General features: G+C 61.0%; 32 protein-coding genes. 15 read left to right on the forward strand and 17 right to left on the reverse strand.

Annotated elements, in window-relative coordinates:
• Window positions 1–98 precede the first annotated feature (98 nt).
• Complete coding sequence (locus LGT41_RS01415; protein ID WP_274128217.1) at window positions 99–596, forward strand: cell wall hydrolase; 498 nt, start codon at window positions 99–101, stop codon at window positions 594–596.
• A 115-nt stretch (window positions 597–711) separates the two neighbouring features.
• Here the strand turns inward: LGT41_RS01415 and LGT41_RS01420 are convergent, their stop codons facing one another.
• Complete coding sequence (locus LGT41_RS01420; protein ID WP_274128218.1) at window positions 712–1,524, reverse strand: hypothetical protein; 813 nt, start codon at window positions 1,522–1,524, stop codon at window positions 712–714.
• A gap of 63 nt (window positions 1,525–1,587) precedes the next feature.
• Between LGT41_RS01420 and LGT41_RS01425 the strand changes: the two genes are divergently transcribed.
• Together LGT41_RS01425 and LGT41_RS01430 are read left to right on the forward strand one after the other, a co-directional pair.
• On the forward strand, window positions 1,588–2,172 hold the full coding sequence (locus LGT41_RS01425; RefSeq protein WP_274128219.1) for a thymidine kinase: 585 nt from the start codon (window positions 1,588–1,590) through the stop codon (window positions 2,170–2,172).
• A gap of 66 nt (window positions 2,173–2,238) precedes the next feature.
• Window positions 2,239–2,673 carry a winged helix-turn-helix transcriptional regulator gene (locus LGT41_RS01430; RefSeq protein ID WP_274128220.1) on the forward strand — a complete coding sequence of 145 codons (435 nt, stop codon included), beginning with the start codon at window positions 2,239–2,241 and terminating at the stop codon, window positions 2,671–2,673.
• A 9-nt stretch (window positions 2,674–2,682) separates the two neighbouring features.
• Here the strand turns inward: LGT41_RS01430 and LGT41_RS01435 are convergent, their stop codons facing one another.
• The 9 genes from LGT41_RS01435 to LGT41_RS01475 all read right to left on the reverse strand — a co-directional run bounded on the left by LGT41_RS01435 (window position 2,683) and on the right by LGT41_RS01475 (window position 8,371).
• Window positions 2,683–3,648, reverse strand: coding sequence for a 2-hydroxyacid dehydrogenase (locus LGT41_RS01435; protein WP_274128221.1), 966 nt, complete (start codon window positions 3,646–3,648; stop codon window positions 2,683–2,685).
• Window positions 3,649–3,658: 10 nt separating this feature from the next.
• Window positions 3,659–3,991: a tRNA-binding protein gene (locus LGT41_RS01440; RefSeq protein WP_274128222.1), complete on the reverse strand. Its 333-nt coding sequence runs from the start codon at window positions 3,989–3,991 to the stop codon at window positions 3,659–3,661.
• Window positions 3,992–4,147: 156 nt separating this feature from the next.
• Window positions 4,148–4,621 carry a TIGR01841 family phasin gene (gene phaP / locus LGT41_RS01445; protein ID WP_274128223.1) on the reverse strand — a complete coding sequence of 158 codons (474 nt, stop codon included), beginning with the start codon at window positions 4,619–4,621 and terminating at the stop codon, window positions 4,148–4,150.
• An 80-nt stretch (window positions 4,622–4,701) separates the two neighbouring features.
• Window positions 4,702–5,523 carry a pyrroline-5-carboxylate reductase gene (gene proC, locus LGT41_RS01450; protein WP_274128224.1) on the reverse strand — a complete coding sequence of 274 codons (822 nt, stop codon included), beginning with the start codon at window positions 5,521–5,523 and terminating at the stop codon, window positions 4,702–4,704.
• A gap of 62 nt (window positions 5,524–5,585) precedes the next feature.
• A complete protein-coding gene (locus tag LGT41_RS01455) occupies window positions 5,586–6,089 on the reverse strand; it encodes a type III secretion system chaperone family protein (RefSeq protein ID WP_274128225.1) in 504 nt (167 codons plus the stop codon).
• A gap of 137 nt (window positions 6,090–6,226) precedes the next feature.
• A complete protein-coding gene (locus tag LGT41_RS01460) occupies window positions 6,227–6,988 on the reverse strand; it encodes a YoaK family protein (protein ID WP_274128226.1) in 762 nt (253 codons plus the stop codon).
• Between the two features lie 94 nt (window positions 6,989–7,082).
• Complete coding sequence (locus LGT41_RS01465) at window positions 7,083–7,421, reverse strand: MmcQ/YjbR family DNA-binding protein (RefSeq protein ID WP_274128228.1); 339 nt, start codon at window positions 7,419–7,421, stop codon at window positions 7,083–7,085.
• A gap of 112 nt (window positions 7,422–7,533) precedes the next feature.
• Window positions 7,534–8,022 (reverse strand): SRPBCC family protein, encoded by a 489-nt coding sequence (locus LGT41_RS01470; protein ID WP_274128229.1) that lies wholly within the window; start codon window positions 8,020–8,022, stop codon window positions 7,534–7,536.
• Window positions 8,015–8,371: an ArsR/SmtB family transcription factor gene (locus tag LGT41_RS01475; protein WP_274128230.1), complete on the reverse strand. Its 357-nt coding sequence runs from the start codon at window positions 8,369–8,371 to the stop codon at window positions 8,015–8,017. Before LGT41_RS01475 ends, LGT41_RS01470 begins: the two co-directional genes overlap by 8 nt.
• A gap of 202 nt (window positions 8,372–8,573) precedes the next feature.
• Between LGT41_RS01475 and LGT41_RS01480 the strand changes: the two genes are divergently transcribed.
• Window positions 8,574–9,518, forward strand: coding sequence for a phytanoyl-CoA dioxygenase family protein (locus LGT41_RS01480; RefSeq protein WP_274128231.1), 945 nt, complete (start codon window positions 8,574–8,576; stop codon window positions 9,516–9,518).
• A gap of 53 nt (window positions 9,519–9,571) precedes the next feature.
• On the opposite strand, the gene LGT41_RS01485 is transcribed toward LGT41_RS01480, so the two are convergent.
• Window positions 9,572–9,937: a helix-turn-helix domain-containing protein gene (locus LGT41_RS01485; RefSeq protein ID WP_274128232.1), complete on the reverse strand. Its 366-nt coding sequence runs from the start codon at window positions 9,935–9,937 to the stop codon at window positions 9,572–9,574.
• Window positions 9,938–10,029: 92 nt separating this feature from the next.
• Between LGT41_RS01485 and LGT41_RS01490 the strand changes: the two genes are divergently transcribed.
• Entirely contained in the window at window positions 10,030–10,194 is a 165-nt protein-coding gene (locus LGT41_RS01490) for a hypothetical protein (protein WP_274128233.1), read from the forward strand.
• A gap of 69 nt (window positions 10,195–10,263) precedes the next feature.
• Here LGT41_RS01490 and LGT41_RS01495 read toward each other — a convergent pair whose 3' ends face one another.
• Window positions 10,264–10,524, reverse strand: coding sequence for an accessory factor UbiK family protein (locus tag LGT41_RS01495; RefSeq protein WP_274128234.1), 261 nt, complete (start codon window positions 10,522–10,524; stop codon window positions 10,264–10,266).
• A 127-nt stretch (window positions 10,525–10,651) separates the two neighbouring features.
• On the opposite strand from LGT41_RS01495, the gene lgt reads away from it, so the two are divergent.
• Genes lgt through LGT41_RS01520 form a run of 5 tightly spaced genes read left to right on the forward strand, consistent with a single transcriptional unit; the run spans window position 10,652 to window position 14,430 of the window.
• Window positions 10,652–11,530: a prolipoprotein diacylglyceryl transferase gene (lgt, locus tag LGT41_RS01500; RefSeq protein WP_274128235.1), complete on the forward strand. Its 879-nt coding sequence runs from the start codon at window positions 10,652–10,654 to the stop codon at window positions 11,528–11,530.
• A complete protein-coding gene (locus LGT41_RS01505; protein ID WP_274128236.1) occupies window positions 11,527–12,582 on the forward strand; it encodes a class I SAM-dependent methyltransferase in 1,056 nt (351 codons plus the stop codon). The genes lgt and LGT41_RS01505 overlap by 4 nt, the downstream gene beginning before the upstream one ends.
• A complete protein-coding gene (gene pgeF / locus LGT41_RS01510) occupies window positions 12,557–13,315 on the forward strand; it encodes a peptidoglycan editing factor PgeF (protein WP_274128237.1) in 759 nt (252 codons plus the stop codon). The genes LGT41_RS01505 and pgeF overlap by 26 nt, the downstream gene beginning before the upstream one ends.
• A 19-nt stretch (window positions 13,316–13,334) precedes the next feature.
• Window positions 13,335–14,006 carry a gamma-glutamylcyclotransferase gene (locus tag LGT41_RS01515; protein WP_274128238.1) on the forward strand — a complete coding sequence of 224 codons (672 nt, stop codon included), beginning with the start codon at window positions 13,335–13,337 and terminating at the stop codon, window positions 14,004–14,006.
• 52 nt (window positions 14,007–14,058) lie between these two features.
• Complete coding sequence (locus tag LGT41_RS01520) at window positions 14,059–14,430, forward strand: VOC family protein (RefSeq protein ID WP_274128239.1); 372 nt, start codon at window positions 14,059–14,061, stop codon at window positions 14,428–14,430.
• A gap of 6 nt (window positions 14,431–14,436) precedes the next feature.
• Here the strand turns inward: LGT41_RS01520 and LGT41_RS01525 are convergent, their stop codons facing one another.
• The gene (locus tag LGT41_RS01525) at window positions 14,437–14,937 is read right to left on the reverse strand and encodes an Lrp/AsnC family transcriptional regulator (protein ID WP_274128240.1); all 501 of its coding nucleotides are present in this window, start codon (window positions 14,935–14,937) and stop codon (window positions 14,437–14,439) included.
• Between the two features lie 170 nt (window positions 14,938–15,107).
• On the opposite strand from LGT41_RS01525, the gene trxB reads away from it, so the two are divergent.
• Complete coding sequence (gene trxB / locus LGT41_RS01530) at window positions 15,108–16,043, forward strand: thioredoxin-disulfide reductase (protein WP_274128241.1); 936 nt, start codon at window positions 15,108–15,110, stop codon at window positions 16,041–16,043.
• Between the two features lie 127 nt (window positions 16,044–16,170).
• Window positions 16,171–17,877 (forward strand): bifunctional sulfate adenylyltransferase/adenylylsulfate kinase, encoded by a 1,707-nt coding sequence (locus tag LGT41_RS01535; protein ID WP_274128242.1) that lies wholly within the window; start codon window positions 16,171–16,173, stop codon window positions 17,875–17,877.
• A gap of 167 nt (window positions 17,878–18,044) precedes the next feature.
• On the opposite strand, the gene LGT41_RS01540 is transcribed toward LGT41_RS01535, so the two are convergent.
• Together LGT41_RS01540 and LGT41_RS01545 are read right to left on the reverse strand one after the other, a co-directional pair.
• Window positions 18,045–18,272 carry a DUF1150 family protein gene (locus LGT41_RS01540; RefSeq protein ID WP_274128243.1) on the reverse strand — a complete coding sequence of 76 codons (228 nt, stop codon included), beginning with the start codon at window positions 18,270–18,272 and terminating at the stop codon, window positions 18,045–18,047.
• 9 nt (window positions 18,273–18,281) lie between these two features.
• Window positions 18,282–18,686, reverse strand: a complete 405-nt coding sequence (locus tag LGT41_RS01545) for an Hsp20 family protein (protein WP_274129621.1) — start codon at window positions 18,684–18,686, stop codon at window positions 18,282–18,284.
• 149 nt (window positions 18,687–18,835) lie between these two features.
• On the opposite strand from LGT41_RS01545, the gene LGT41_RS01550 reads away from it, so the two are divergent.
• Entirely contained in the window at window positions 18,836–19,054 is a 219-nt protein-coding gene (locus tag LGT41_RS01550; protein WP_274128244.1) for a YdcH family protein, read from the forward strand.
• On the opposite strand, the gene LGT41_RS01555 is transcribed toward LGT41_RS01550, so the two are convergent.
• Window positions 19,051–19,443 (reverse strand): DUF3995 domain-containing protein, encoded by a 393-nt coding sequence (locus LGT41_RS01555; RefSeq protein WP_274128245.1) that lies wholly within the window; start codon window positions 19,441–19,443, stop codon window positions 19,051–19,053. The two genes, LGT41_RS01550 and LGT41_RS01555, sit on opposite strands and share 4 nt — an antisense overlap.
• A gap of 106 nt (window positions 19,444–19,549) precedes the next feature.
• Here LGT41_RS01555 and purE point away from each other — a divergent pair, with 106 nt between their 5' ends.
• Together purE and LGT41_RS01565 are read left to right on the forward strand one after the other, a co-directional pair.
• Window positions 19,550–20,035, forward strand: a complete 486-nt coding sequence (gene purE, locus LGT41_RS01560; protein WP_274129622.1) for a 5-(carboxyamino)imidazole ribonucleotide mutase — start codon at window positions 19,550–19,552, stop codon at window positions 20,033–20,035.
• Entirely contained in the window at window positions 20,028–21,104 is a 1,077-nt protein-coding gene (locus tag LGT41_RS01565) for a 5-(carboxyamino)imidazole ribonucleotide synthase (protein WP_274128247.1), read from the forward strand. The genes purE and LGT41_RS01565 overlap by 8 nt, the downstream gene beginning before the upstream one ends.
• Before the next feature lie 114 nt (window positions 21,105–21,218).
• Here LGT41_RS01565 and LGT41_RS01570 read toward each other — a convergent pair whose 3' ends face one another.
• Window positions 21,219–21,530, reverse strand: a complete 312-nt coding sequence (locus tag LGT41_RS01570; RefSeq protein WP_274128249.1) for a YegP family protein — start codon at window positions 21,528–21,530, stop codon at window positions 21,219–21,221.
• Window positions 21,531–21,559: the final 29 nt, after the last annotated feature.

Here is a 21,559-nt window from a genome sequence, read left to right on the forward strand (position 1 = left end):
AATGGGCAAGATTTCGCTTATGTTGCAGGCTCCCCACTTCCCCGAATGATATGCGCAGAGTAGGAGTTGCGCCAACTTCAACGGCATATGAGCGACGTTTGTCTTTTTTCAAAAACCACCGGCGCGGCATCGCGCTTCTGTTAGTGCTGGGGCTTACCGTCTCGGGTTGTGCGCGCGCCTATGGAACCGAAGTTTCGCTGGCGCGCAACGGGTTTACGCAGGCCGATGTGGCCTGCATGGCCGAGGCGCTGTATTTCGAGGCGCGCGGCACCGGTGAAGAGGGCCGCCGCGCCGTGGGCGAGGTGATTTTGAACCGCGTTTCCGATACGCGCTTCCCGTCATCGGTTTGCGCGGTTGTCGATGATGAATGCCAGTTTTCCTATCGCTGCGACCAGATACCCAACGATGTATTCGCCAACCCCGCCGCCTATGGCCGCGCGGTCGATACCGCGCTGACCCTGATGACCGAGCAGCGCGAAGACATTACCTCGGGGGCGCTGTTCTTTCATGCGGCCACCATGCGGCCGACAAGCTGGTTCAGAACCTTGCCGCGCGTCGGCACGTTTGGCGGGAATGTCTTCTACCGCTCGTCCTAGGCTTGAAGTTACATTGTAACCGTATTTTCGTGCATTTTGCGCCCGCCAAGGGCTAAAAATGGCCGAATCCGGTGCCGTCGGCCCGCGGTTACATTGTAACTATAAGCCGGGCAGGCTAAAGCGCGCTTTCCTGAAGCAGCTCGGCAAAAATCTCGCCGAAATCGCGGGCGCGGGCGTTCAGCACTTCGCTGATCGCAATGTTGAGCGCGGCGTAAAAATCGCGCCCGACCGGGCCGGTCAGAAAATCGGCATAGGCTTGCATATCCGCATCGGAAATTTCGGCATAGGTAAAGGCGGCCTGGATGTAGATGGAGCGCTCCAGCTCGGTGGCGATAGCGCCGCGCTGGTCGTTCAGCATGGCGATCATCTCGTCTTGCGACATGCTGTAGGGTAAAAGCCCGCTGGCCTGCATTCCGGTGACCATCGCCAGATTCATCGACATGGTGCTGGCCAGCGCGCTTTCGAGCAGCCCGCTGTCTTCGACCATGCGCCGATAAAGTGCAAGGCGCGCCGGATCCTCCTGCATCAGCCGCGCCAGAATCGCACCGCCCTCGGCCTTTACCATCGCATCATCGGTTATCTTTTGCGCGGCATTTTCGGCCAGCGTGACACGGCGGCCAAGCGCGCTGTCAAAAAAGCTGGCAGCGGCGGAAAAATCCTCCATCGTGTGGCGCGCTTGCAGGGCGCGCACAAGCTGGTCGATGACCAGGCCACCGTCAAAGGCGGCCAGCGCAGCGCGGCGCCAGGCGCTGGTCGCATCAATGCTCAGCCCGACGGTGCCGGCGCCATTGGCCATGACATCGCCCAGCCTGCCATAGGACACATCCACCCCTGAGGCGTTCAGAAGTTCAGAAATAGTGCGGGCCGGTTCGGCCTGCGTGCCGGCCGGCAGCAACAGGGCCAGCGCCAGAAGGAAAGGTTTTAGCACGATCGGGGCATCCTTGATACGGTTTCAACTTGAACCAAAACCGATGCTGGGCAAAAAGGCTGCATGGCAAAGCTCTATTTCAACTATTCCACAATGAATGCCGGCAAGTCGACCATTCTTCTGCAGGCTGCGCATAACTATGCCGAACGCGGGATGGACACCTATTTGCTGACCGCGCGGCTGGACCGGCGCGCCGGGGAAGGCAAGATCGCCAGCCGCATCGGCATCGGGCAGGCGGCCGATACCTTTGCCGCCGACAGCGATGTGATGGCGATGATCGCGGCGCGCATGGCGCAAGGCCCGATTGCCTGTGTGCTGATCGACGAGGCGCAGTTCCTGACGCCAGAGCAGGTTTGGCAACTGGCCCGCGTGGCCGATGACCTTGGCGTGCCGGTAATGGCCTATGGGCTGCGTGTGGATTTTCTGGGCAACCTGTTCCCCGGCTCGGCCACATTGCTGGCCCTGGCCGATGATCTGCGCGAGGTGCGCACGATTTGCCATTGCGGGCGCAAGGCCACAATGGTGGTGCGCCAATCCGCCGATGGCACGGTGGCCATTGCGGGCGACCAGGTGCAGATTGGCGGCAACGAAACCTATATCAGCCTGTGCCGCCGCCATTGGCGCGAAGCGGTGGGCGATCGGGGATAATTGCTTTTCGGGCCCGCTTTTGCTATAATTGTTTTTTGCAAGTCATAGCGAAGGCGAACCAGGATCATGGGCAAGGCAGACAAGGACCACTGGCACGGCGAGCCGGTGCGCTATTATTCAGGCATTTTCGGGAATAAATGGTCGTTGCTGATTTTGCGCGACATGATTTTTGACGGCAAGCGCAGCTTTGGCGCGTTTCTGGAATCGCCCGAAAAGATTGCCACCAATATTCTGACAACCCGGCTGGGCGAAATGGTCGAGGCCGGCGTGATTGCCAAGGTCATGCCCAAGCGCAAGGGCGCGCGGGCGGTCTATATTCTGACCCCGCGCGGGCGCGCCATGCTGCCGGTGATCTTTGCGATAATAGACTGGGCGGCGCGCGAAGACCCGGATAGCACGCCCGATGCCAGCCTGCTGGGCGCATTGCGCGATACGCCCAGCATGTTGAAGGTGAAGCTGCTGGCCGAGATCGATGCCGCAGACAAGGCGGCCCTGGCCTGATTTACCGCCCTAAACCTTGTTCGGCAGGGGCTTGCCCGCGAAATGCGCCACCAGATTCGCCGTGGCCGCCATGCCCATTGCGATGCGGGTTTCAACGGTGGCGCTGCCGATATGCGGCAACAGGCAGACATTTTCCAACTCGCGCAGCGCATTGGGCACGCGCGGTTCCTTGGCAAACACATCCAGCCCCGCGCCGGCAATTTTGCCCGCCAGAAGGGCGGAAACCAGCGCCGGTTCATCGACAATATCGCCGCGCGCGGTGTTGATGAGGTAAGCCGTGGGCTTCATCAGCGCGATGCGGTTGGCAGAAAACAGGCCGCGATTGGCCTCGCCGCCCGGGCAATGCAGGCTGATGATGTCGGAGGTTTCGATCAGGTCCTCGATTGTATCCATGCGCTGCGCGCCGGGAATGCGCTGCACCTCGATCTTGCTGCGGTTGAAATAGACGACCTTCATGCCAAAGCCGTAATAGGCGCGCAGGGCCACGGCGGTGCCGATGCGGCCCATGCCGATAATGCCAAGGGTTTTGCCCTGCAGGCTGGTGCCAAGCCCGTCGATCAGCGAAAACCCACCCCATTCGCCACGGCGCAGGCGGGTTTCATGCATCCATGTGCGGCGGGTGACGTTGAGCATGAGGGTGAGGGCAATATCGGCGGTGGCATCGGTCAGCACATCGGGCGTGTTGGTGATGTGGATGCCGTGTTCCTCGGCCGCCTCAAGGTCTATATGGTTGGTGCCAACCCCGAAATTCGCCAGAATCTGCACGCGGCGCTTGCCGGCGGCCTGCATGATCTCGGCATCGAGCGGGTCACCCACGGCCACGAGCATTCCATCGGCATTCTGCATGGCCGCAATCATCTTTTCGCGCGTGAACAGCTTGTCATGCGGGTTGAGTGCCACGGTAAAATGACGTTTGAGCCGGGCTTCGACAGCATCAGGCAGTTTGCGGGTAACGATGATACGCGGGGCAGACATGGTAATCCTTCTAGAACATGCGCCCGCCATTGGGCAGGCTTTGATCGGGGGCAAGCAGCACGACGGCGCCGTTCGCATCGGGCGCGCCAAGCACCAGACATTCAGACATAAACGGGCCGATTTGGCGAGGGGGGAAGTTGACAACCCCCAGAACCTGCCGCCCGACCAGGGTTTCTGGCGTGTAATGCACGGTGATTTGGGCGGAAGATTTGCGGATGCCGATCTCGGCGCCGAAATCGACCCAAAGCTTGTAGGCGGGCTTGCGGGCTTCGGGGAAAGGCTCGGCGCGCATGACCGTGCCGACGCGGATGTCGACCTTCTCGAATGTCTCAAAATCAAGCATAAAGCGCCGCCTTTCTGTGGCGCACTAAAAAGCCGCCTGCCCCAAAAGGCAAGCGGCGAATGCGGAATTTGCGCTGCGCTGTCCCGGGCCTGACCCGGGACCTTCTGTTTGAAAGGCAGAGGCCCCGGGTCGGGCCCGGGGCGGCGCAGTTCATGATCAGGCGGAAAACTTTTTCGCCAGATCCTGCAGTTCTTTCATCGAGTCACCCACGCGTTTTGCAACGATCTCGTAGGCTTCGGTATTGGCCGAACGCGCGCCCTCGGCCAGTGCCGTCATATTGGTCATGGCTTTTTCAAAGGCCTTGTTCACCAACTCGCTGCGAGCCTTGGCGGTTTCGGCATCCATTTTGGTGGCGTCAAAACCGGCCAGCGATTTCTGGGCCTCAGCCATTGAATCCTGGAACACTTTCACCTGTTTGGTGAACAGGTCCTGATAGGCGGCGGCAGCAGCTTTATTGGCGGCGTTCAACGCATCCATATTTTTCTGCTGGGCGGCCATGAGGTCATTGCCACCAAAACCAAAGGCTTTGGGGTCGAAGGCGAAGGATTTCGCATCGAAACCCTTGGTGGCGCCGGTCATGAATTCGGCAAGCTTCTCGGGGGAGAACATGAAGTCTTTCGGGTCAAACATTATTGCACTCCTGTTGCGGTATGCGGCCTACATATGGTGCAGTGCAGCATTTGTCAAGGGTTATGTTGCAGTGCAACATTCTAGCCCGCCCCGAGTTCGCGGGCACGGTTGGCAGCGGCGGCAATCGCGCGGTGAAGCAGGGCGGGAAAGCCGGTTTGCTCATCCATCAGCACGGCAAGCGCGGCGGCGGTGGTGCCATTGGGGCTGGTGACATTCACACGAAGCTGGCCCGGATCTTCAGGCGCATCTTCTGCCAAAGCCCCTGCCCCGGCAACGGTGGCGCGCGCCAGATGCAGGGCCATGTCAGCGGGCAACCCCTGGGCCTGGCCCGCTGCCGCCATAGCCTCGATCAGGTGGAACACATAGGCGGGGCCAGAGCCTGACAGGGCGGTGACCGCGTCGATCTGCGCCTCGGTTTGCAGCCGCACGACCTGGCCCACGGCTTTCAGCACGTCATCAGCGAGGTTGAGATCGGCGGCTGTGGCATTGGCATTGCCGATGATGGCGGTAATGCCGCGCCCCACGGCGGCGGGCGTGTTCGGCATGGCGCGGATGATGCGGGCCTGCGCGCCAAGGGCGGCGCCAAGCGCGGCGAGTGTGGTGCCAGCGGCGATGGACACGAATACTGTGTTGCGATTTGCAAGTTCCGCAATGGCCGGCAGCGCATCGCCCATCATCTGCGGTTTGACGGCAATCACGCAAATGGCGGGGGCTTTTGGGAATTCGGCATTCAGGTTCAGCCCCTTGGCCACCAAGCCCTGCACCTGGTCCGATGGGTTCGGGTCATTCACCCAGACGGCGGATGGCTTCACGCCGCGTTCCAGCCATCCGGCCAGCATTGCGCCGCCCATTTTTCCGCAGCCCAAAAGCAGCATTCCATGTGTGTTGATTGCATCCAGCATAGCGCACCTTCGATTTGAAAATTCGAAGGCACGCTAACAGCGTGGCGCGTGCAGCGAAAGGGTCAGGCGGTGCCGTAAGCCTCGTCTATCGCGATATCCATCGCGCGCTCGGGCGGCTCGCCCCCCCAGCAGACAAGCTGGAAAGCCGGATAGAACCGCTCGCAGGCCAGCACGGCTGTGCCGACCATATCGTCAATCTGCGCCGGGCTGGCAGTGGCGCCCCCCGCAAGGTTGAGCGCATAGCGGAACACCATCAGCTTCTGGCTTTGCCAGAGCGTGAATGCGCCCTGCCAGTTCTGGTCATTGGCCAGCGCCATTGCGTGATAGAGCCGCGCAAGCTGGTCTTCCGGCGGGTCCATATCGAATGTGCAGATGATGCGCAAAGTCTCGTCATAGGCCGACCAGGCCAGCGACAGGGAATAGGTGCGCCACTGCCCTTCGATGGCCATAGCGATCTGGTCATCGCCGATCCGGTCAAAGTCCCAGTCATGGTCGGTGGCGATGGTTTCGACGATGTCGATGGGGTGAAGGTCTTCGCTGCTCATCAGGCGATTGAGATTGCCCATGCCTGCCTCCGTGCTTGGCCCCGTTCGTGGATTTGCCACTAGGGGCTGTGGGGGTCACCATGTGCTGGGGTCTACGCCCCTGCTCCATACGATATATGGTGGAGGCAAATGGATGGGCTGTAAAGAATTTTCTGGGGCTATTTTGCATTCGCTTTGGCGGCTCGCCTTGGGCGCAGCGCCGCAAGCGCGGAAATTGCCAGCAGAATCATTGCCATCGGCACAGAAAACCAGGTGCCAACAAAGCTATAGCCAAGCGCGCCAACCAAACCACCGAAGAAAAACATCAGGACAATTCCCGCCAGAAGCCGCAGCTTTGCACGATTGCCGCGGGCGTGTTGAACCCGGTAAGCCTGCCCGAACAGGCCGCGGCCAAGCTCTATCCCGATATCGGTGACGATTCCGGTAACATGTGTTGTGCGAATGACCGCGCCGGAAATCTTGGTGATGGTCGCGTTTTGCAGCCCCATGACAAAGCTCAGAATCGCAAGGCCCAGCATTTGCGCGCCGTAAAGTGGCAGGCCGATCCGGCCGCTGAATGCGAAGGCGAGGAGCAACGCGCCTTGCAGGCCGATGGGCAGGCTGAAGCGCTGGCGCGGGTGGAAGGCTTTGGCCCAGTTGATGATGAAGGCCGAGCAGATTGCACCCGACAGGAACAGGGCAACGGCCATCATGCCCTGAAAGGCCAACGTGAAGTTTTGCAGCACAATCTGGTCGGCAATTTGCGACATATAGCCAGTCATATGCGAGGTATATTGCCCCAGAAGCAAAAAGCCGCCCGCATTCACCGCACCTGCGATGCAGGCCAGAATATAGGCCAGCCGCCTGTCGCTGCGCGGCGTTCTATGTGCGCTGGCAGCCAGCTGTGCATGGCGAAAATAGCGGAACTGGCGAATGCCCATATTCAGGCCCTGCCCTTTGGGCGAATAATGCGGAACTGGCAAAGTGATGGTTTATGCGCACGGTAGCGCTGCGACGAGTCAAGTGCAATTGCGCCTAATCCGGCAGGCTGGTCTGCTGTTTTTTGGGCAGCGAGGCGCGCACGAGGCGGTAGGCGCTATCGACCCTGTGGCGCAGCTCGTCAGGTGCTATGCTGAAGGGCAGGTTTACCCATGAGCGGTGGAAATAGGCGGCCTTGCGGCCCAGGCCTGCACTGATCAGCATTTCGGCGGTCTCAACGCTGTCGGTTTTGAGCGTGATGCCACCCTGCGAGGCCGTGAGGCAGGCGAAAATCTTGCCGCCAACCTTCCAGACATCGGTGCCGGGGCCGAAGGGGGTGGAGCGTTCGGCCCCCGGTTTGGCGGCGCAGAGGTCTGTGGCGAGGGCATGGGTCATGGGCGCCAGAATAGCTCAATAGCACGGCGTGTCAGCCAGAAAATGCGGTCTGGCCGGACAGCGGGGTTGAGGCCCCGGATCAAGTCCGGGGCGGCGCGATTATGCCGTGACGTTAGGCTTTAGCGAGAAGTTCGTCGATGATGTTGAAGCCGGAGCCCCAGCCCTTATCCATGCCGCCCATCATCTTGGTGAAACAGGCGATTTCGGCTGCGCTCGCATTCATCGGGGTTTGGGTGAGGGTGACGCTGGTGGCATTACCCTCATCGCTGAAGCTGACCTCGGTCAGGAATTGCTGTGGCCAGTCGGGCATCATCCGGCTGGGGGCGAGGGCCCAGTTCTCATCGGTCGAGCCGTGGTGCCAGACGAGCTTTTCCTGCGGGGTGACGGTTTGGAAATCCATGCGCGAACGGTCAGACTTGTCGCCCCATTTCATTTCGTTCAGCCACACACCGCCAGCGCGAAGGTCATATTTGTGGATGATGGTTTCAACCCCCGGCCCATACCATGCGGCCAGCAGGGCGGGCGTGGTCCAGACCCGCCAGACAGCGGCACGGGGGGCGGCAAAGCTGCGGGTGATGCTGTATGTCGGCAGGTCAGTCATGGGGAGGTTCCTTGAAGTGCGGGGACAGGGCGGCGAGGAGGGACTCGAGCTGGTCAAAACTATCGGGCCAGAAGGATTTGAACCGCGCCACCCATGCGGCAGCCTCGGCCAGCGGGGCGGCTTGCAGCTTTGCGGGGCGGCGCTGCCGGTCGCGGTTGCGCGAGATCAGCCCGGCCTGTTCCAGCACCTTGAGATGTTTGGAAATGGCGGGCTGGCTCATGGAAAACGGCGCCGCCAATGCGCCGACCGTGGCATCGCCTTCGGCCAGACGGGCCAGAATGGCGCGGCGCGTGGGGTCGGCCAAAGCGGCAAACACGGCGTTCAGATTTTGATTACCGGATGGTTCCATAACTATTTGGTTATATTATTTGGGACCGGATTTCAAGGGTGGATTGTTTGGTGATGGCGGATGGTGCGCAATGAATGCGCACCCTGCGGGTTACATAAACGCCCGATCGACCGCGCCGCTGTGGGTGCATTTTGCACGGCTTGATTGGGGTGCGGATTGGGGGCAAATATAGACAAGCGCACCACGCGCACAGGGGGGCCATATGCGCACAGAACCAACCGCCAAAGAGATCAGCCATCCGACCAGCGCCAAGGTCACGACGCAATTGAAGGATATCCGCAAAACCCTGCCGCTGCGGGTGCTGAGCGAGGATGACTGGCAGCACTGGATTACCAAGGGCTATGTCATTGTGAAGGGCGCGGTGCCGCCCGAACAGGCCGCGCGCACCGCCGCAATGCTGTGGGCGTTCGATGAGAAAGACCCGAACAACCCCGCCACATGGTATGCCCCCCAGCGCCGCGCGCATGTGCGTGCCGAGCTGAACAATGCCGGCATGATCGAGATTTATAACCACCAGTTGCTGTGGGACAACCGCCAGACCCCGCGCGTTTACGATGCCTTTGTCGATATCTGGGACCGGACCGACCTGTGGGTGGCGATTGACCGCGCCAACCTCAACCCGCCCAGAAAGGACAAATCCGGCAATCCCGACGGGTTCATCCATTGGGATGTGGATACCAAGGCCCGCCCGCTGCCCATCGGCGTGCAGGGCGTGCTGAGCCTGCTGCCACAAACCGCAGAGACCGGCGGCTTTCAATGCGTGCCCTATCTGTTCGAGCATTTCGAGGACTGGGTGAAAACCCAACCCGAAGACCGCAACCCGCTTTTGCCCGATATGACGGGGCTGGCGCGTGAGAATATCAGCATGGCGCCGGGCGATCTTTTAATTTTCAACTCGCTGCTCGCCCACGGGGTGCGGCCGAATTTTTCGGAAAATCAGGTGCGCATGGCGCAGTATATCTCGATGTATCCGGCCGATGAGGACAACGCCGATGAGGTGGCCGAGCGCATTCGCCTATGGCAGGAGCGCGACCACCCGCAGCGCCCGGATTTTCCGGGCGATCCGCGCGGCTGGGAAAAGGCGCATTGCGAACCGGCGGAATTGAGCGAGCTGGGGGAGCGGCTGTTGGGGGTGAAGCGGTGGTAGCGTCAAGTTACTGCAACGAATATTTGCGTGTGGCTAAACATTTGATTCCCTGCCTATTTGTTTAGGCGGCTTAATATTAGGGCCAACGCGGCGCCACCGAGCATTACCTTGCCTAGCGTTGCACTATTCTTCGGTAGGTCGGATTTTGGCCTTACCGAGATACCTTCCTCTTTCTCAAGCCGACACGTTTCAATGTCAAAGTCGTCCATAATCTTAGCGGTAGTTGTATCAAGTGCAGTTGCCAATTTTTTCAGCATCGTAATGTTTACAGACGACTCGCCACGCTCAATGCGTGAGAGACCAGGTTGGTTTATGCCAAGTTTCGCGGCAAGTTGGCGCTGATCGAGATTAAGTTTCTTTCTTTTAATTACAATGAGTTGTCCAAAAAGTTCGTCGATATGTGTGATTCTATCGATCATGTCTTGCAATCCCAACTTGAGCGCATATTATCATATTAGGAATATTTTCATTATTCCTAATTTCTTCATCTGGTAATATATAGGAGGCACTCATGGCAAAATCAACTAATACCGGCTCAAAAACGCCTATGAATTCAACTGCGGCGGCTCGAATTCAGCGCGCAGCAGCAAAGGCAAATGGGGGTGGTGTTTCTAAAGGCAGCCATGCCGCGCGTGCGCAGGCAGCAGCTGCTAAGAATGGTGCAAAGGAAAAATAGACTCACGGAGGCGTGGAATATGTGTTCCGCGCCTCCATCATTGGTCGTCGCCGCCTAAGGATGACTGGCCTACTTACCCTTGCCCGCAGGCTTGCCGGCTTCCAGCGCCTCGATCCGGGCTTTCAGCGCCTCGTTCTCTTCACGCGCCTTCGCGGCCATTGCCTTGACCGCGTCAAACTCGTCGCGGCTGACGAAATTGCGGTCGGCGAGCCAGCGGTCCATCATGGATTTCATGGCGGTTTCGGCTTCGGTCTTGGCACCTTGCGCCACGCCCATCGCATTGGACATGAGCTTGGAGATGTCGTCGAGAATTTTGTTGCTGGTCTGCATGATGCATCCTTTCGGCTTTACCCCTATATGGGTGATCACGCAGAGTTTGCCAAGCCAGACTTGACTTTGGACAAAACGCTTGGTCTGTCAGCCCGCAAGAATCCAGCCCGCCGCCCGGAGGAAACACATGCTGCAATTTCCCAATATCGACCCCGAGATCTTCGAGATCAGCCTGTGGGGCATGTCCTTTGCGCTGCGCTGGTATGCGCTGGCCTATATCGTTGGCATTTTCCTTGGCTGGCGCCATGCGGTGATGCTGGTGAACCGCCCGCATCTTTGGGCCGATGGCCCCAATGCCACGGCACCGATGAGCGCCAAGCAGGTCGAAGACCTGATGACATGGATGGTGCTGGGCATCATCCTTGGCGGGCGGCTTGGCTATGTGTTCTTCTACAACTGGGCATATTTTTCTGAAAACCCCGTTGATATCGTGAAGGTCTGGCAAGGGGGCATGTCGTTTCACGGTGGCGTGGCCGGCGTGCTGCTTGGCGCGGCCTGGTTCTGCTGGCGCAACAAGATCAGCTTTATCGCCACCGCCGATATGATCGCGGTGTCTTCGGTCTTCGGGCTGTTTCTGGGGCGGATCGCCAATTTCATCAACGGCGAGCTTTGGGGCCGGCCAACCGATGTAAGCTGGGCGATGGTCTTTCCAGCCGCGCCCGATTGCCCCGGTGCCGCGCCGGGGCTTTGTGGCCGCCATCCAAGCCAGCTTTATGAGGCGGCGCTTGAGGGGATTGTGCTGGGTGCCCTGCTGCTGGCGCTGGTCTGGGGCGCGAAATGGCTGCGCAAACCGGGCCGGGTGCTGGGCGTGTTTCTGGTTGGCTATGCGATTGCGCGCACGATTGTCGAACTGTTTCGCCAGCCCGACGGCCAGTTCATGACGCCCGACAACCCCAATGGCTTTGTGATCAGCCTTGGCGATTTCGGGCTGACGATGGGGCAAAGCCTGTCGGCCCCGATGCTGCTGATCGGTCTGGTATTCCTGTTGCGCCGCCAAAGGGCATGAACGCGCTGGCGGCAATAATCGCGCGCGAGATTGCCGCCAATGGCCCGATGCGGCTGGACAGATACATGGCGCTGGCGCTGGGGCATCCGCAGCACGGCTATTACCCAACGCGTGACCCGCTGGGCGCGGGCGGCGATTTTACGACCGCGCCGGAAATCAGCCAGATGTTCGGCGAGCTTGTCGGCCTGTGGCTGGCGCAGGCCTGGATGGATGCGGGCGCACCTGCCGATTTTGTGCTGGCCGAGGCCGGGCCGGGGCGCGGCAGCCTGATGGCCGATATTCTGCGCGCCACAGCGCGCGTGGAAGGCTTTGCGCCGCAGGTCTGGCTGATCGAGACTTCACCGGCGCTGCGCGCGGTGCAAAAGGCGCGGCTGGGGGCAGTGAATTGGGCCGATGACCTTGCCGCGCTGCCAAATCTGCCGCTGATTTTCGTTGCCAACGAGTTTTTTGATGCCCTGCCCATACGCCAGTTCCAGCGCGGGGCCGATGGCTGGCAGGAGGTGCTGGTCGGCGCGGGGCTGAAACCTTCGCTTGGCGCAGCCTTTGCCGATGCGGGGCTGGATGCACGGTTTGGCACCGCGCCCGGCACGGTGGGCGAGGTTTGCGCGCCTGCCGAGGGCTTTGCCGCGGCACTTGGCGCGCGGCTGCGCGCATATGGCGGGGCGGGGCTGGCGGTGGATTATGGCGATTGGCACGGCACAGGCGACACGCTGCAGGCGCTGCGCGCCCATAAGGCCGCCAACCCGTTTGAAGCACCGGGCCAGGCCGATCTTACCGCGCATGTGCAATTTGGCCCGCTGGCGGCAGCGGCGGGCCAGGCGGGGGCCTTTACCACGCAGGGGAGGTTTCTGGAGCGGCTGGGCATTACCGCGCGCGCACAGGCGCTTGCCAAAGCGGGGGCGGCGGATATGGCGGCGGATGTGGTGGCGGCCCATCGCCGCTTGACCCACCCGGAAGAAATGGGGAACCTGTTCAAGGTGCTGGCACTTGGGCCAGGGGCGCAAAATTTGGCGGGATTTGACAAGAATGAGCATTTTAGCCCTGCAATCTGACCTGCTTTCGGGCGTTCAGCACGGGTTCATGGCCCGGCCCGGCGGGCATTCGCGCGGGCTGTATGAGGGGCTGAATTGCGGGGTTGGCTCGCATGACGACCCGGCGGCCGTGGCGCAGAATCGCGCGCTTGTGGCGGCGCATTTCGGCGTGCCGCCCGAGGCGCTGATGAGCCTGCATCAGGTGCATTCCACCACGGTTGTGCGTGTGGCCCGCCCCGGCTGGGACGGCCCGCGCCCCAGGGCCGATGCGCTTGTCACCGCGCATCCCGGCATTGCCATTTGCGCGCTGGCCGCCGATTGCGCGCCGTTGCTGTTTGCCGACAGGCGCGCCGGCGTTGTGGGGGCCGCCCATGCCGGCTGGCGCGGGGCGCTGGATGGCGTGGCGCTGGCAACGATTGCCGCGATGGAGGATCTGGGCGCGCGGCGCGGCGATATCGCCGTGGCCATCGGCCCGACGATCAGCCAGCGCGCCTATGAGGTTGGGCCGGATTACATGGATAATTTTCTGGCCGACGACCCCGCCCATGCCCGGTTCTTTGCCCAGGGCCAGGGCGACAGGCTGATGTTTGATCTGCCCGGCTTTTTGCTGGCGCAGCTGCGCACAGCCGGCGTGCAGGCCGCCTGGACAGGCCATTGCACCCATTCCGACGAGGCGCGGTTCTACTCGTATCGCCGTGCCACCCAAAGGGGCGAGCCGGATTACGGGCGACAGATTGCCGTTATTCGCTTATAAAAGCCAAAAGGGGGTGGGAATGACACGCAAGATGAAGCTGACGCGCGCGCTTGTCGATAAAATCGCCGCCACGATCCCCGACCCGGGCCCGATGCCCGATGTCGAAGCGCTGAACACCGAGGCGGCGATTGCCGCGCGCCATGCCGATGCTCTGGCCGCCCGCCCGCCGGGGCCGTTTTGGGTTTTTGCCTTTGGCTCGCTCATCTGGAACCCCGGCGTGCCGGTTGAAGCGCGCTGTGCTGCGCGGGCCGAAGGCTGGCACCGCGCCTTCTGCCTTGGGCCGGATACGCGCTATCGCGGCAACCCGGATGCGCCGGGGATCATGCTTAGCCTTGCGCCCGGCGGGCAGTGCAACGGCGTGGCCTTGCGCCTGCCCGAGGCGGATATTGCGGCGCATCTGATGACCCTGATCACCCGCGAGCCGCCCGCGCCGCCCGTCTGGCTGGACCTGACAAGCGATGATGGCCCGATCAGGGCGCTGTGCTTTGTCGCCCCGACTGACGAGATCGTGCGCACAAGCGGGTTGAGCCTTTCGCAAATCGCCCGACAGATTGCCCCCGCCGTGGGGATGTTTGGCAATATGCCCGATTACGTGCTGAACACGGTTGAGCAGCTGGAAGCCGCTGGCCTGCATGATGAAATGCTCTGGGAGCTTCAGGCGCTTTTGGCCGATGAACTGGCCGCGCTTTGAGCTTTGCGCCATCCGTGGCACAATGAGCGCGCGAAATTCATAGGAGAGACATATGGCACTCGGTGCATTTTCGGTCAGTCTGGCGGTAAAGGATATCGCAAAATCGCGGGCCTTTTACGAGGCGCTCGGCTTTGAGAAATTCCACGGCGATCAGGCGCAGGGCTGGCTGATAATGGCCAATGGCGATGCGAAAATCGGGCTGTTTCAGGGGATGTTCGAAGGCAATATCCTGACCTTCAACCCCGGATGGGACCAGAACGCCCAGCCGGTTGAAGGCTTCGAGGATGTGCGCGAGATTCAGAAAAAGCTGAAAGCGGCGGGGATCGTGTTGAGCAGCGAAGCCGACGAGGCCACCACCGGCCCGGCCAGCGCCACATGCATCGACCCCGATGGCAATGCCGTGCTGATTGACCAGCACGTTTAGGCGGGTTCAGTCTTCGGCCTCGGCGCGGGCTTCCAGAATGTCGAAGGGCACGCCGGGCTCGTCCTTGGCGCAGCGGATGACAAGGCTGGTGCGCACGGCGGCGACATTGGGCGCGCTGGTAAGATGTTCGGTCAGAAAGCTCTGGAAGCTCGAAAGATCGGGGGCGACGCATTTCAGAATGAAATCTATCTCACCATTGAGCATGTGGCATTCGCGCACGAAGGGCCAGGTGCGGGCCTGTGCCTCGAACGCCGCAAGGTCTTTTTCGGCCTGTGAATGCAGCCCGACCATTGCAAAGACCTGCACCTCGAACCCCAAGGCACGCGCGTTGACCGTGGCATGATAGCCGGTCAGCAGGCCCATGTCTTCGAGCGCGCGCACACGGCGCAGGCAGGGCGGCGCGGAAATGCCCACGCGTTGCGACAGTTCAACATTGGTCATCCGCCCGTCGGCCTGCAATTCGGCAAGGATTCTACGGTCAATCGGGTCGAGCTTGATATGGGGCATAGGCTGTTGCTGGGCATCCACGGTGAGTTTACGTCTGATTACGCGGTTGCGCCCGTTTGCGCAATAATATTTCAAGCAAGCACGGCAAATCATGCCACGATTCATAGGGTTTTCACTGCCCGCGGCCATGCCTATATAGGCGGGGAAACATATTCATGCATGAGGCCGCCATGTCCGAGACCCGCCACACCCGCCTTCTGATCATCGGTTCCGGCCCGGCAGGCTATACCGCCGGGGTTTATGGCGCGCGCGCCATGCTGGAGCCGATTTTGGTGCAGGGCATCCAGCCCGGCGGGCAGTTGACCATTACCACCGAGGTTGAAAACTGGCCCGGCCTGAAGGAAGTGCAGGGGCCGGATTTGATGGTGGCGATGGAAGAACACGCCACCGCTGCGGGCACCGAGATTATCGGCGACCACATCAACAGCGTGGATCTGTCCAAACGCCCCTTCGTGGCCAAAGGCGACAGCGGCACGACCTATATTGCCGAGGCGCTGGTGCTGGCCACGGGTGCGCAGGCGCGCTGGCTGGGGCTGGAAAGCGAGGAAAAGTTCAAGGGCAAGGGCGTTTCGGCCTGTGCCACTTGCGATGGGTTCTTTTACCGCGGGGCCGAGGTTGTGGTGATTGGCGGCGGCAATACGGCGGTTGAAGAGGCGCTGTTCCTGACGAAATTCGCCACGAAAGTTACGCTGATCCACCGCCGCGATACGCTGCGTGCCGAACGGATTTTGCAAGACCGGCTGATGAAGAACCCGAAAATCGAAACCCTGTGGTTTCATGAGTTGGACGAGGTTCTGGGCGATGAAAGCGGTGTGACCGGCGTGCGCGTAAAACACGCCAGAACCGGCGAAACGCAGGAGCTAAACTGCGCCGGCGTATTTGTGGCCATCGGCCATGCGCCCGCCTCCGAATTGGTGAAAGACCAGTTGGAAACCCATATGGGCGGTTATGTGGTCACCGCCCCTGATTCCACCGCCACCAGCATTCCCGGTGTGTTTGCGGCGGGCGATCTGACAGATCATGTCTACCGCCAGGCCGTAACCAGTGCCGGCATGGGCTGTATGGCCGCGCTCGAGGCGGAACGCTTTCTGAGCGGCGAGGACTAAACAGAACGGGGTTTTGCCCTGCCTTAATTGTGCCGAATACCTATTCTAATTGAACGGCAACCCGTTGCAATTGCCGCTTGGCAGGTGCAATACGCAGCCAAATTCGCGCTTTTACACAGGAATTACAATGACCGCCGCCAACCTTGCCCCGATCCCCGAGCTTTATGTTTCCTATGACAGCGCCGCCAAGCTGAAGCGCGAAGCGGCCAATCTGCCAAGCTGGGATTTGAGCCAGCGGCAGGTTTGCGATCTGGAATTGCTGATGAATGGCGGCTTCCAGCCACTAACCGGCTTTCTGGGGCAGGCCGATTATGAAAGCGTGCGCGACACGATGCGCACAGCCTCCGGTGCGCTTTGGCCGATGCCGATCACGCTCGATGTGACCGAGAAATTCGCCGAAAGCGTGGCTGTGGGTCAGGACATTGCGCTGCGCGATGCCGAAGGGGTTATTCTGGCCACGCTGTCAATCTCCGATATCTGGGCGCCCGACCGTGAGGCCGAGGCGCAGGCGGTGTTCGGCACGACCGACCTCAAGCACCCCGCCGTCAACTTTCTGCTGAACAAATCCAACCCCGTCTATATTGGCGGGGCGATTACCGGCATTCAGGCGCCCGTGCATTACGATTTTCGCGGCAGCCGCAACACACCGAACGAGCTGCGCGCCTATTTCCGCAAAATGGGCTGGCGGCGGATTGTGGCCTTTCAAACCCGCAACCCGCTGCACCGCGCGCATCAGGAACTGACCTTCCGCGCCGCCAAGGAAGCACAGGCCAACCTGCTGATCCATCCGGTTGTGGGCATGACCAAGCCCGGCGATATCGACCATTTCACCCGCGTGCGTTGTTACGAGGCGGTGCTAGATAAATACCCCTCCTCGACCACGCATCTGAGCCTGCTGAACCTGGCAATGCGCATGGGTGGCCCGCGCGAGGCGCTGTGGCACGCGATTATCCGCAAGAACCACGGCTGCACCCATATGATTGTGGGCCGCGACCATGCCGGGCCGGGCAAGAACAGCCAGGGGCAGGATTTTTATGGCCCCTATGATGCGCAGGAACTGGTGCGCCAGCATCAGGAGGAAGTCGGCATTGAAATGGTCGACTTCAAGCAGATGGTCTATGTGCAGGAAAAAGCCCAATACGAGCCGCGCGACGAGGTGGCCGAGGGCATGACGATTCTGGATATTTCCGGCACCGAGTTGCGCCGCCGTCTCTCGGAAGGGCTGGAAATTCCGGAATGGTTCAGCTTTCCCGATGTGGTCAAGGAACTGCGCCGCACCAAGCCTGCCCGCTCCAAACAAGGCTTCACCGTGTTTTTCACCGGGCTGTCGGGCTCGGGCAAATCGACCATTGCCAATGCGCTGATGGTCAAACTGATGGAGATGGGTGGCCGGCCCGTGACATTGCTCGACGGGGATGTGGTGCGCAAGAACCTGTCCTCGGAGCTTGGCTTTTCCAAAGAACACCGCGATTTGAACATTCGCCGCATCGGCTATGTCGCCAGCGAAATCACCAAGAATGGTGGCATTGCCATTTGCGCGCCGATTGCACCCTATACCGCGACCCGTGCCGCTGTGCGCGAGGAGATCGAGGCCTTTGGCGCCTTTGTCGAAGTGCATGTGGCCACCAGCCTTGAGGAATGCGAGCGCCGCGACCGCAAGGGGCTTTACCAGCTTGCGCGCGAAGGCAAGATAAAGGAATTCACCGGCATTTCAGACCCTTATGAAGTGCCGGAACTGCCGGAACTGCGGCTGGATACCGAGAATATCGAGGTGGATAACTGCGCCCATCAGGTGATTTTGAAACTGGAGCAGATGGGGCTGATTGCCGGATAGGCCGCAGAGCTGCGCCGCCCCGGGCTCGACCCGGGGCCTTTTGGCCGCAGAACCAGAGGTCCCGGGTCAAGCCCGGGACGGCGCGCGCGGCCGCACCAATGTCACCCCGAACATGCAATCGACCGATTTACTGTTGTTCGGCCTGAGTTGCGCAATGCGCAGGTCGACTAATGCACCGACACTGGCGCCATGTTATGCTCGCGCGCCAAAGCAAAGGCCAGGTCGCGGTCGGCGACAAGTGCCAGGCGCTGGCCATTGGCATCATGCACGGCGAAAATATTTGGCATTTCGGCGGTTTGATCGCGCATATCCTTTGGCAGGTCGGCACGTTTGACGGGGCGGATATAGACCATCCGGTTCTCTTCGGTATCGCCGAAGTTATATGGGGTATGCATGGCGGCCTCCTATCCGTTGATTTTGATCTTGCGCACAACCGATTGCGGCTGCTGCCGCGTCAGGTCGATATGCAGCAAGCCGTTCTCCAGCCAGGCGCCGCGCACCTCCACCCCATCGGCCAGCACGAAGCTGCGCAGGAATTGCCGCGCGGCGATGCCGCGATGCAGGAACACGCGCTCGGGCCCGTCATCGAGCTGATTGCCGGCGATTTTAAGCTGCGCATCTTCGATGGTTATGGTCAGGTTTTCTTCGGCAAAACCGGCAACCGCAAGGGTAATGCGATAGGCGTTATCGCCGGATTGTTCGATATTATACGGGGGGTAGCCATCATTCTTGGTGGAGCGTTCCACCAGACGATCGAGCTGCTCAAACCCCAGCAGGAAAGGGTGGGTGGCAAAACTTGCCTTGGTCATGGTCATAAAGCCCTTTTGCGAAGCGACTTGGCATTGCGGCCCCAAACGGGCACCGTAGCCATTAATATGGGCAGCAGGCGCGGCGGATGCAAGCCCTTGCCCACCCACTTGCACGGGGCTAGTTTGGAAGCGCGCGAACGGGATATGCCATGACCAATTTCAACACGATGAGCCATGACGAGATTTTGCGCTATGAGCTGGCGCGGCTGAAGGAAGAGCACCGCGACCTTGATACCGCCATCGCCGCCATGCACGATGCCAATCGCGGCGATGCGCTGGTGTTGAAGCGGTTGAAGCGGCAAAAGCTGGCCCTGAAGGACCGGATTTTCCGGATCGAGGATGAGTTGAACCCGGATATTATTGCCTAGAGCTGAGAAGCCAGCCCCGCCCCGATGACTAAACATAACGGGCCGTAATAGCGGCGGTCGAGCCGCGCGAAGGGCTGCTCGGGCGTGATGCGCCGCCAGGCGGGGCTATAGGCGGCCAGCCCGCGCAGGGTGAACACCGCCGCAGCACCTGCCAGCCCCAGGCTGCGCCATGTGCCATGTGGCCAGCCCAGCAGCAACCAGATCACCGCCATCAGTGCCACCGCCACCAGCGCCGAAGGCACAGCGCCCGGCATTTTGCGGATACCTTTGAACCCGGCAATGGCGCGGGCGAGCTGCGCCTCGTCCCGTATCGGCCACCAAAAGCCGATAGCCCAGAGAAGGTGCAGGGCAGCAAGCGCGGTTAGAATGGTGGTGAGAATCCATATCATGCGCGCAGCCTAGCAGCCGCACGGGCGCACAGATATGCGGCAAACCGCCCTTGCCCCCGGCAGCCCTGCGGCTATGATGCGCGCTTCAATTCTGAAAGGGGCGGTCATGGGCATCTCGGTCGGTATCATCATGGGCAGCCAGTCAGACTGGCCAACTCTGCGCAAGGCGGCCGAGTTGCTCGACGAGCTTGGTGTGGCTTACGAATCGAAGATCGTCTCCGCCCATCGCACGCCCGACAGGTTGTGGGACTATGGCCGTTCCGCCGCCAGCCGTGGCCTGCAGGTGATCATTGCCGGCGCAGGCGGGGCGGCGCATTTGCCCGGCATGATGGCCAGCAAAACCCGCATTCCGGTGCTGGGTGTGCCGATTGAAACCAAGTCGCTAGGCGGGCTCGATAGCCTTTATTCCATCGTGCAAATGCCGCGCGGCTTTCCCGTGGGCACAATGGCGATAGGGGCGGCGGGTGCCGCCAATGCCGGGTTGATGGCGGCGGGCATTCTGGCGCTGCATGACGCAGCACTTGCCGCGCGGCTTGATGCGTGGCGCGACGCCCTCTCAGCCTCAATCCCCGAGGAGCCGGTTGATGACTAGCCAGCAACCCATTGGCCCCCTGCCCCCCGGCGCAACCATCGGCATTCTGGGCGGCGGGCAGCTTGGCCGGATGCTCAGCGTGGCCGCCAGCCGCCTTGGACTTGCCTGCCACATTTATGACCCCGATGCGAACGCCCCCGCCGCACAGGTGGCCGCCAAGCATGTGGTGGCGGGCTATGATGACATCGCTGCGCTAACGGCCTTTGCCCGGGGCGTTGATGTCATCACCTATGAATTCGAGAATATCCCCACCGCCGCGCTGGATGCGTTGGAGGCTTTGCGCCCCATCCACCCCAACCGCCGCGCCTTGGCCACGGCACAAGACCGGATTGTTGAAAAACAGTTCCTCGTGGGGCTTGGCCTGAATGTTGCGCCCTTTGCGCCGGTTAACTCGCTGGCCGACCTGCAGGCCGCTTTGGCCAGCATCGGCACCCCCGCAATTCTGAAAACCACCCGCCTTGGCTATGACGGCAAGGGGCAGGTGCGGATCAACGCTACTGACGAGGCCGAGGCTGCCTGGGCGCAAATGACGGGTGCTGCATCCGTTCTGGAAGGCTTCGTGGCGTTTGAGCGTGAAATTTCGGTCATCGCCGCGCGCGGCCCCGATGGCGCTGTCACCTGCTATGACCCCGGCGAGAATGTGCATAAATCCGGGATCCTGCACACAACCACCGTGCCCGCCACGCTGAAGGCGGGCCAGCATATGGATGCGGTGCTGCTGGCGGGCCGCATTCTGAACGCGCTTGATTATATCGGCGTGATGGGGGTGGAGCTGTTCGTCACCGCCGCCGGCCTTATCGTCAACGAAATCGCGCCGCGCGTGCATAATTCAGGGCATTGGACGCAAAACGCCTGCCTTGTGGACCAGTTCGAACAGCATATCCGCGCCATTGCAGGCTGGAAGCTGGGCGATGGCAGCCGCCATGCCAACGCCCTCATGACCAACCTGATCGGTGATGATGTGAACATCTGGCCAAGCACCACCGATGCGCTGCACCTTTACGGCAAAGCCGAAGCACGCCCGGGGCGCAAAATGGGCCATACGATACGGATATCGCCCAAAAGCTGATCATCTTTTGCTCAAAAATATCCCCGCCGGAGGCATCCGGCCTTTCGCACAAAGCCTGTCGCCCCCAACAAAAAACCCCGGCAAAACCGGGGCTTTTTAGCGTATTGCGGCCGTTTAGCCCGCATATCCCTGCCGCGCGGCATTCGCTTCGGCGTCGCCCTTGGCTTTGTAGCCTTCCGAAGAAGCGCCCACGATCTGCCCGTTGGAGGCTTTGCGCCGCCAGCGGTGTTCGCCGCGTTTATCGGTGTAAAACTCCCATTTGTCGCTGTCTTTCGGGCCACGGTTCATATTGGCCTCGCAATCCGACTTGGATTTGTAACCCTCACAGGCCGCGCCGACAATCTGGCCGTTGCTGGCCTTGCGCCGCCAGCGCCACTCGCCGCGCTTGTCCTGATACACTTCAAACTTGTCGTTTTCGCCCGCCATAAATTCCATCCTGTTGCTGTGCCGGCCTG

This window comes from Abyssibius alkaniclasticus (genome assembly GCF_020447305.1).
Taxonomy (GTDB): Bacteria; Pseudomonadota; Alphaproteobacteria; order Rhodobacterales; family Rhodobacteraceae; genus Abyssibius; species Abyssibius alkaniclasticus.

What these genes read in the sequence shown, in the direction of transcription:
- LGT41_RS01425 (WP_274128219.1), top strand. Translation starts at nt 1,588, where the DNA reads ATGGCAAAGCTCTATTTCAACTATTCCACAATGAATGCCGGCAAGTCG.
- LGT41_RS01430 (WP_274128220.1), top strand. Translation starts at nt 2,239, where the DNA reads ATGGGCAAGGCAGACAAGGACCACTGGCACGGCGAGCCGGTGCGCTAT.
- LGT41_RS01435 (WP_274128221.1), bottom strand. Translation starts at nt 3,648, where the DNA reads ATGTCTGCCCCGCGTATCATCGTTACCCGCAAACTGCCTGATGCTGTC.
- LGT41_RS01440 (WP_274128222.1), bottom strand. Translation starts at nt 3,991, where the DNA reads ATGCTTGATTTTGAGACATTCGAGAAGGTCGACATCCGCGTCGGCACG.
- phaP (WP_274128223.1), bottom strand. Translation starts at nt 4,621, where the DNA reads ATGTTTGACCCGAAAGACTTCATGTTCTCCCCCGAGAAGCTTGCCGAA.
- proC (WP_274128224.1), bottom strand. Translation starts at nt 5,523, where the DNA reads ATGCTGGATGCAATCAACACACATGGAATGCTGCTTTTGGGCTGCGGA.
- LGT41_RS01455 (WP_274128225.1), bottom strand. Translation starts at nt 6,089, where the DNA reads ATGGGCAATCTCAATCGCCTGATGAGCAGCGAAGACCTTCACCCCATC.
- LGT41_RS01460 (WP_274128226.1), bottom strand. Translation starts at nt 6,988, where the DNA reads ATGGGCATTCGCCAGTTCCGCTATTTTCGCCATGCACAGCTGGCTGCC.
- LGT41_RS01465 (WP_274128228.1), bottom strand. Translation starts at nt 7,421, where the DNA reads ATGACCCATGCCCTCGCCACAGACCTCTGCGCCGCCAAACCGGGGGCC.
- LGT41_RS01470 (WP_274128229.1), bottom strand. Translation starts at nt 8,022, where the DNA reads ATGACTGACCTGCCGACATACAGCATCACCCGCAGCTTTGCCGCCCCC.
- LGT41_RS01475 (WP_274128230.1), bottom strand. Translation starts at nt 8,371, where the DNA reads ATGGAACCATCCGGTAATCAAAATCTGAACGCCGTGTTTGCCGCTTTG.
- LGT41_RS01480 (WP_274128231.1), top strand. Translation starts at nt 8,574, where the DNA reads ATGCGCACAGAACCAACCGCCAAAGAGATCAGCCATCCGACCAGCGCC.
- LGT41_RS01485 (WP_274128232.1), bottom strand. Translation starts at nt 9,937, where the DNA reads ATGATCGATAGAATCACACATATCGACGAACTTTTTGGACAACTCATT.
- LGT41_RS01490 (WP_274128233.1), top strand. Translation starts at nt 10,030, where the DNA reads ATGGCAAAATCAACTAATACCGGCTCAAAAACGCCTATGAATTCAACT.
- LGT41_RS01495 (WP_274128234.1), bottom strand. Translation starts at nt 10,524, where the DNA reads ATGCAGACCAGCAACAAAATTCTCGACGACATCTCCAAGCTCATGTCC.
- lgt (WP_274128235.1), top strand. Translation starts at nt 10,652, where the DNA reads ATGCTGCAATTTCCCAATATCGACCCCGAGATCTTCGAGATCAGCCTG.
- LGT41_RS01505 (WP_274128236.1), top strand. Translation starts at nt 11,527, where the DNA reads ATGAACGCGCTGGCGGCAATAATCGCGCGCGAGATTGCCGCCAATGGC.
- pgeF (WP_274128237.1), top strand. Translation starts at nt 12,557, where the DNA reads ATGAGCATTTTAGCCCTGCAATCTGACCTGCTTTCGGGCGTTCAGCAC.
- LGT41_RS01515 (WP_274128238.1), top strand. Translation starts at nt 13,335, where the DNA reads ATGACACGCAAGATGAAGCTGACGCGCGCGCTTGTCGATAAAATCGCC.
- LGT41_RS01520 (WP_274128239.1), top strand. Translation starts at nt 14,059, where the DNA reads ATGGCACTCGGTGCATTTTCGGTCAGTCTGGCGGTAAAGGATATCGCA.
- LGT41_RS01525 (WP_274128240.1), bottom strand. Translation starts at nt 14,937, where the DNA reads ATGCCCCATATCAAGCTCGACCCGATTGACCGTAGAATCCTTGCCGAA.
- trxB (WP_274128241.1), top strand. Translation starts at nt 15,108, where the DNA reads ATGTCCGAGACCCGCCACACCCGCCTTCTGATCATCGGTTCCGGCCCG.
- LGT41_RS01535 (WP_274128242.1), top strand. Translation starts at nt 16,171, where the DNA reads ATGACCGCCGCCAACCTTGCCCCGATCCCCGAGCTTTATGTTTCCTAT.
- LGT41_RS01540 (WP_274128243.1), bottom strand. Translation starts at nt 18,272, where the DNA reads ATGCATACCCCATATAACTTCGGCGATACCGAAGAGAACCGGATGGTC.
- LGT41_RS01545 (WP_274129621.1), bottom strand. Translation starts at nt 18,686, where the DNA reads ATGACCAAGGCAAGTTTTGCCACCCACCCTTTCCTGCTGGGGTTTGAG.
- LGT41_RS01550 (WP_274128244.1), top strand. Translation starts at nt 18,836, where the DNA reads ATGACCAATTTCAACACGATGAGCCATGACGAGATTTTGCGCTATGAG.
- LGT41_RS01555 (WP_274128245.1), bottom strand. Translation starts at nt 19,443, where the DNA reads ATGATATGGATTCTCACCACCATTCTAACCGCGCTTGCTGCCCTGCAC.
- purE (WP_274129622.1), top strand. Translation starts at nt 19,550, where the DNA reads ATGGGCATCTCGGTCGGTATCATCATGGGCAGCCAGTCAGACTGGCCA.
- LGT41_RS01565 (WP_274128247.1), top strand. Translation starts at nt 20,028, where the DNA reads ATGACTAGCCAGCAACCCATTGGCCCCCTGCCCCCCGGCGCAACCATC.
- LGT41_RS01570 (WP_274128249.1), bottom strand. Translation starts at nt 21,530, where the DNA reads ATGGCGGGCGAAAACGACAAGTTTGAAGTGTATCAGGACAAGCGCGGC.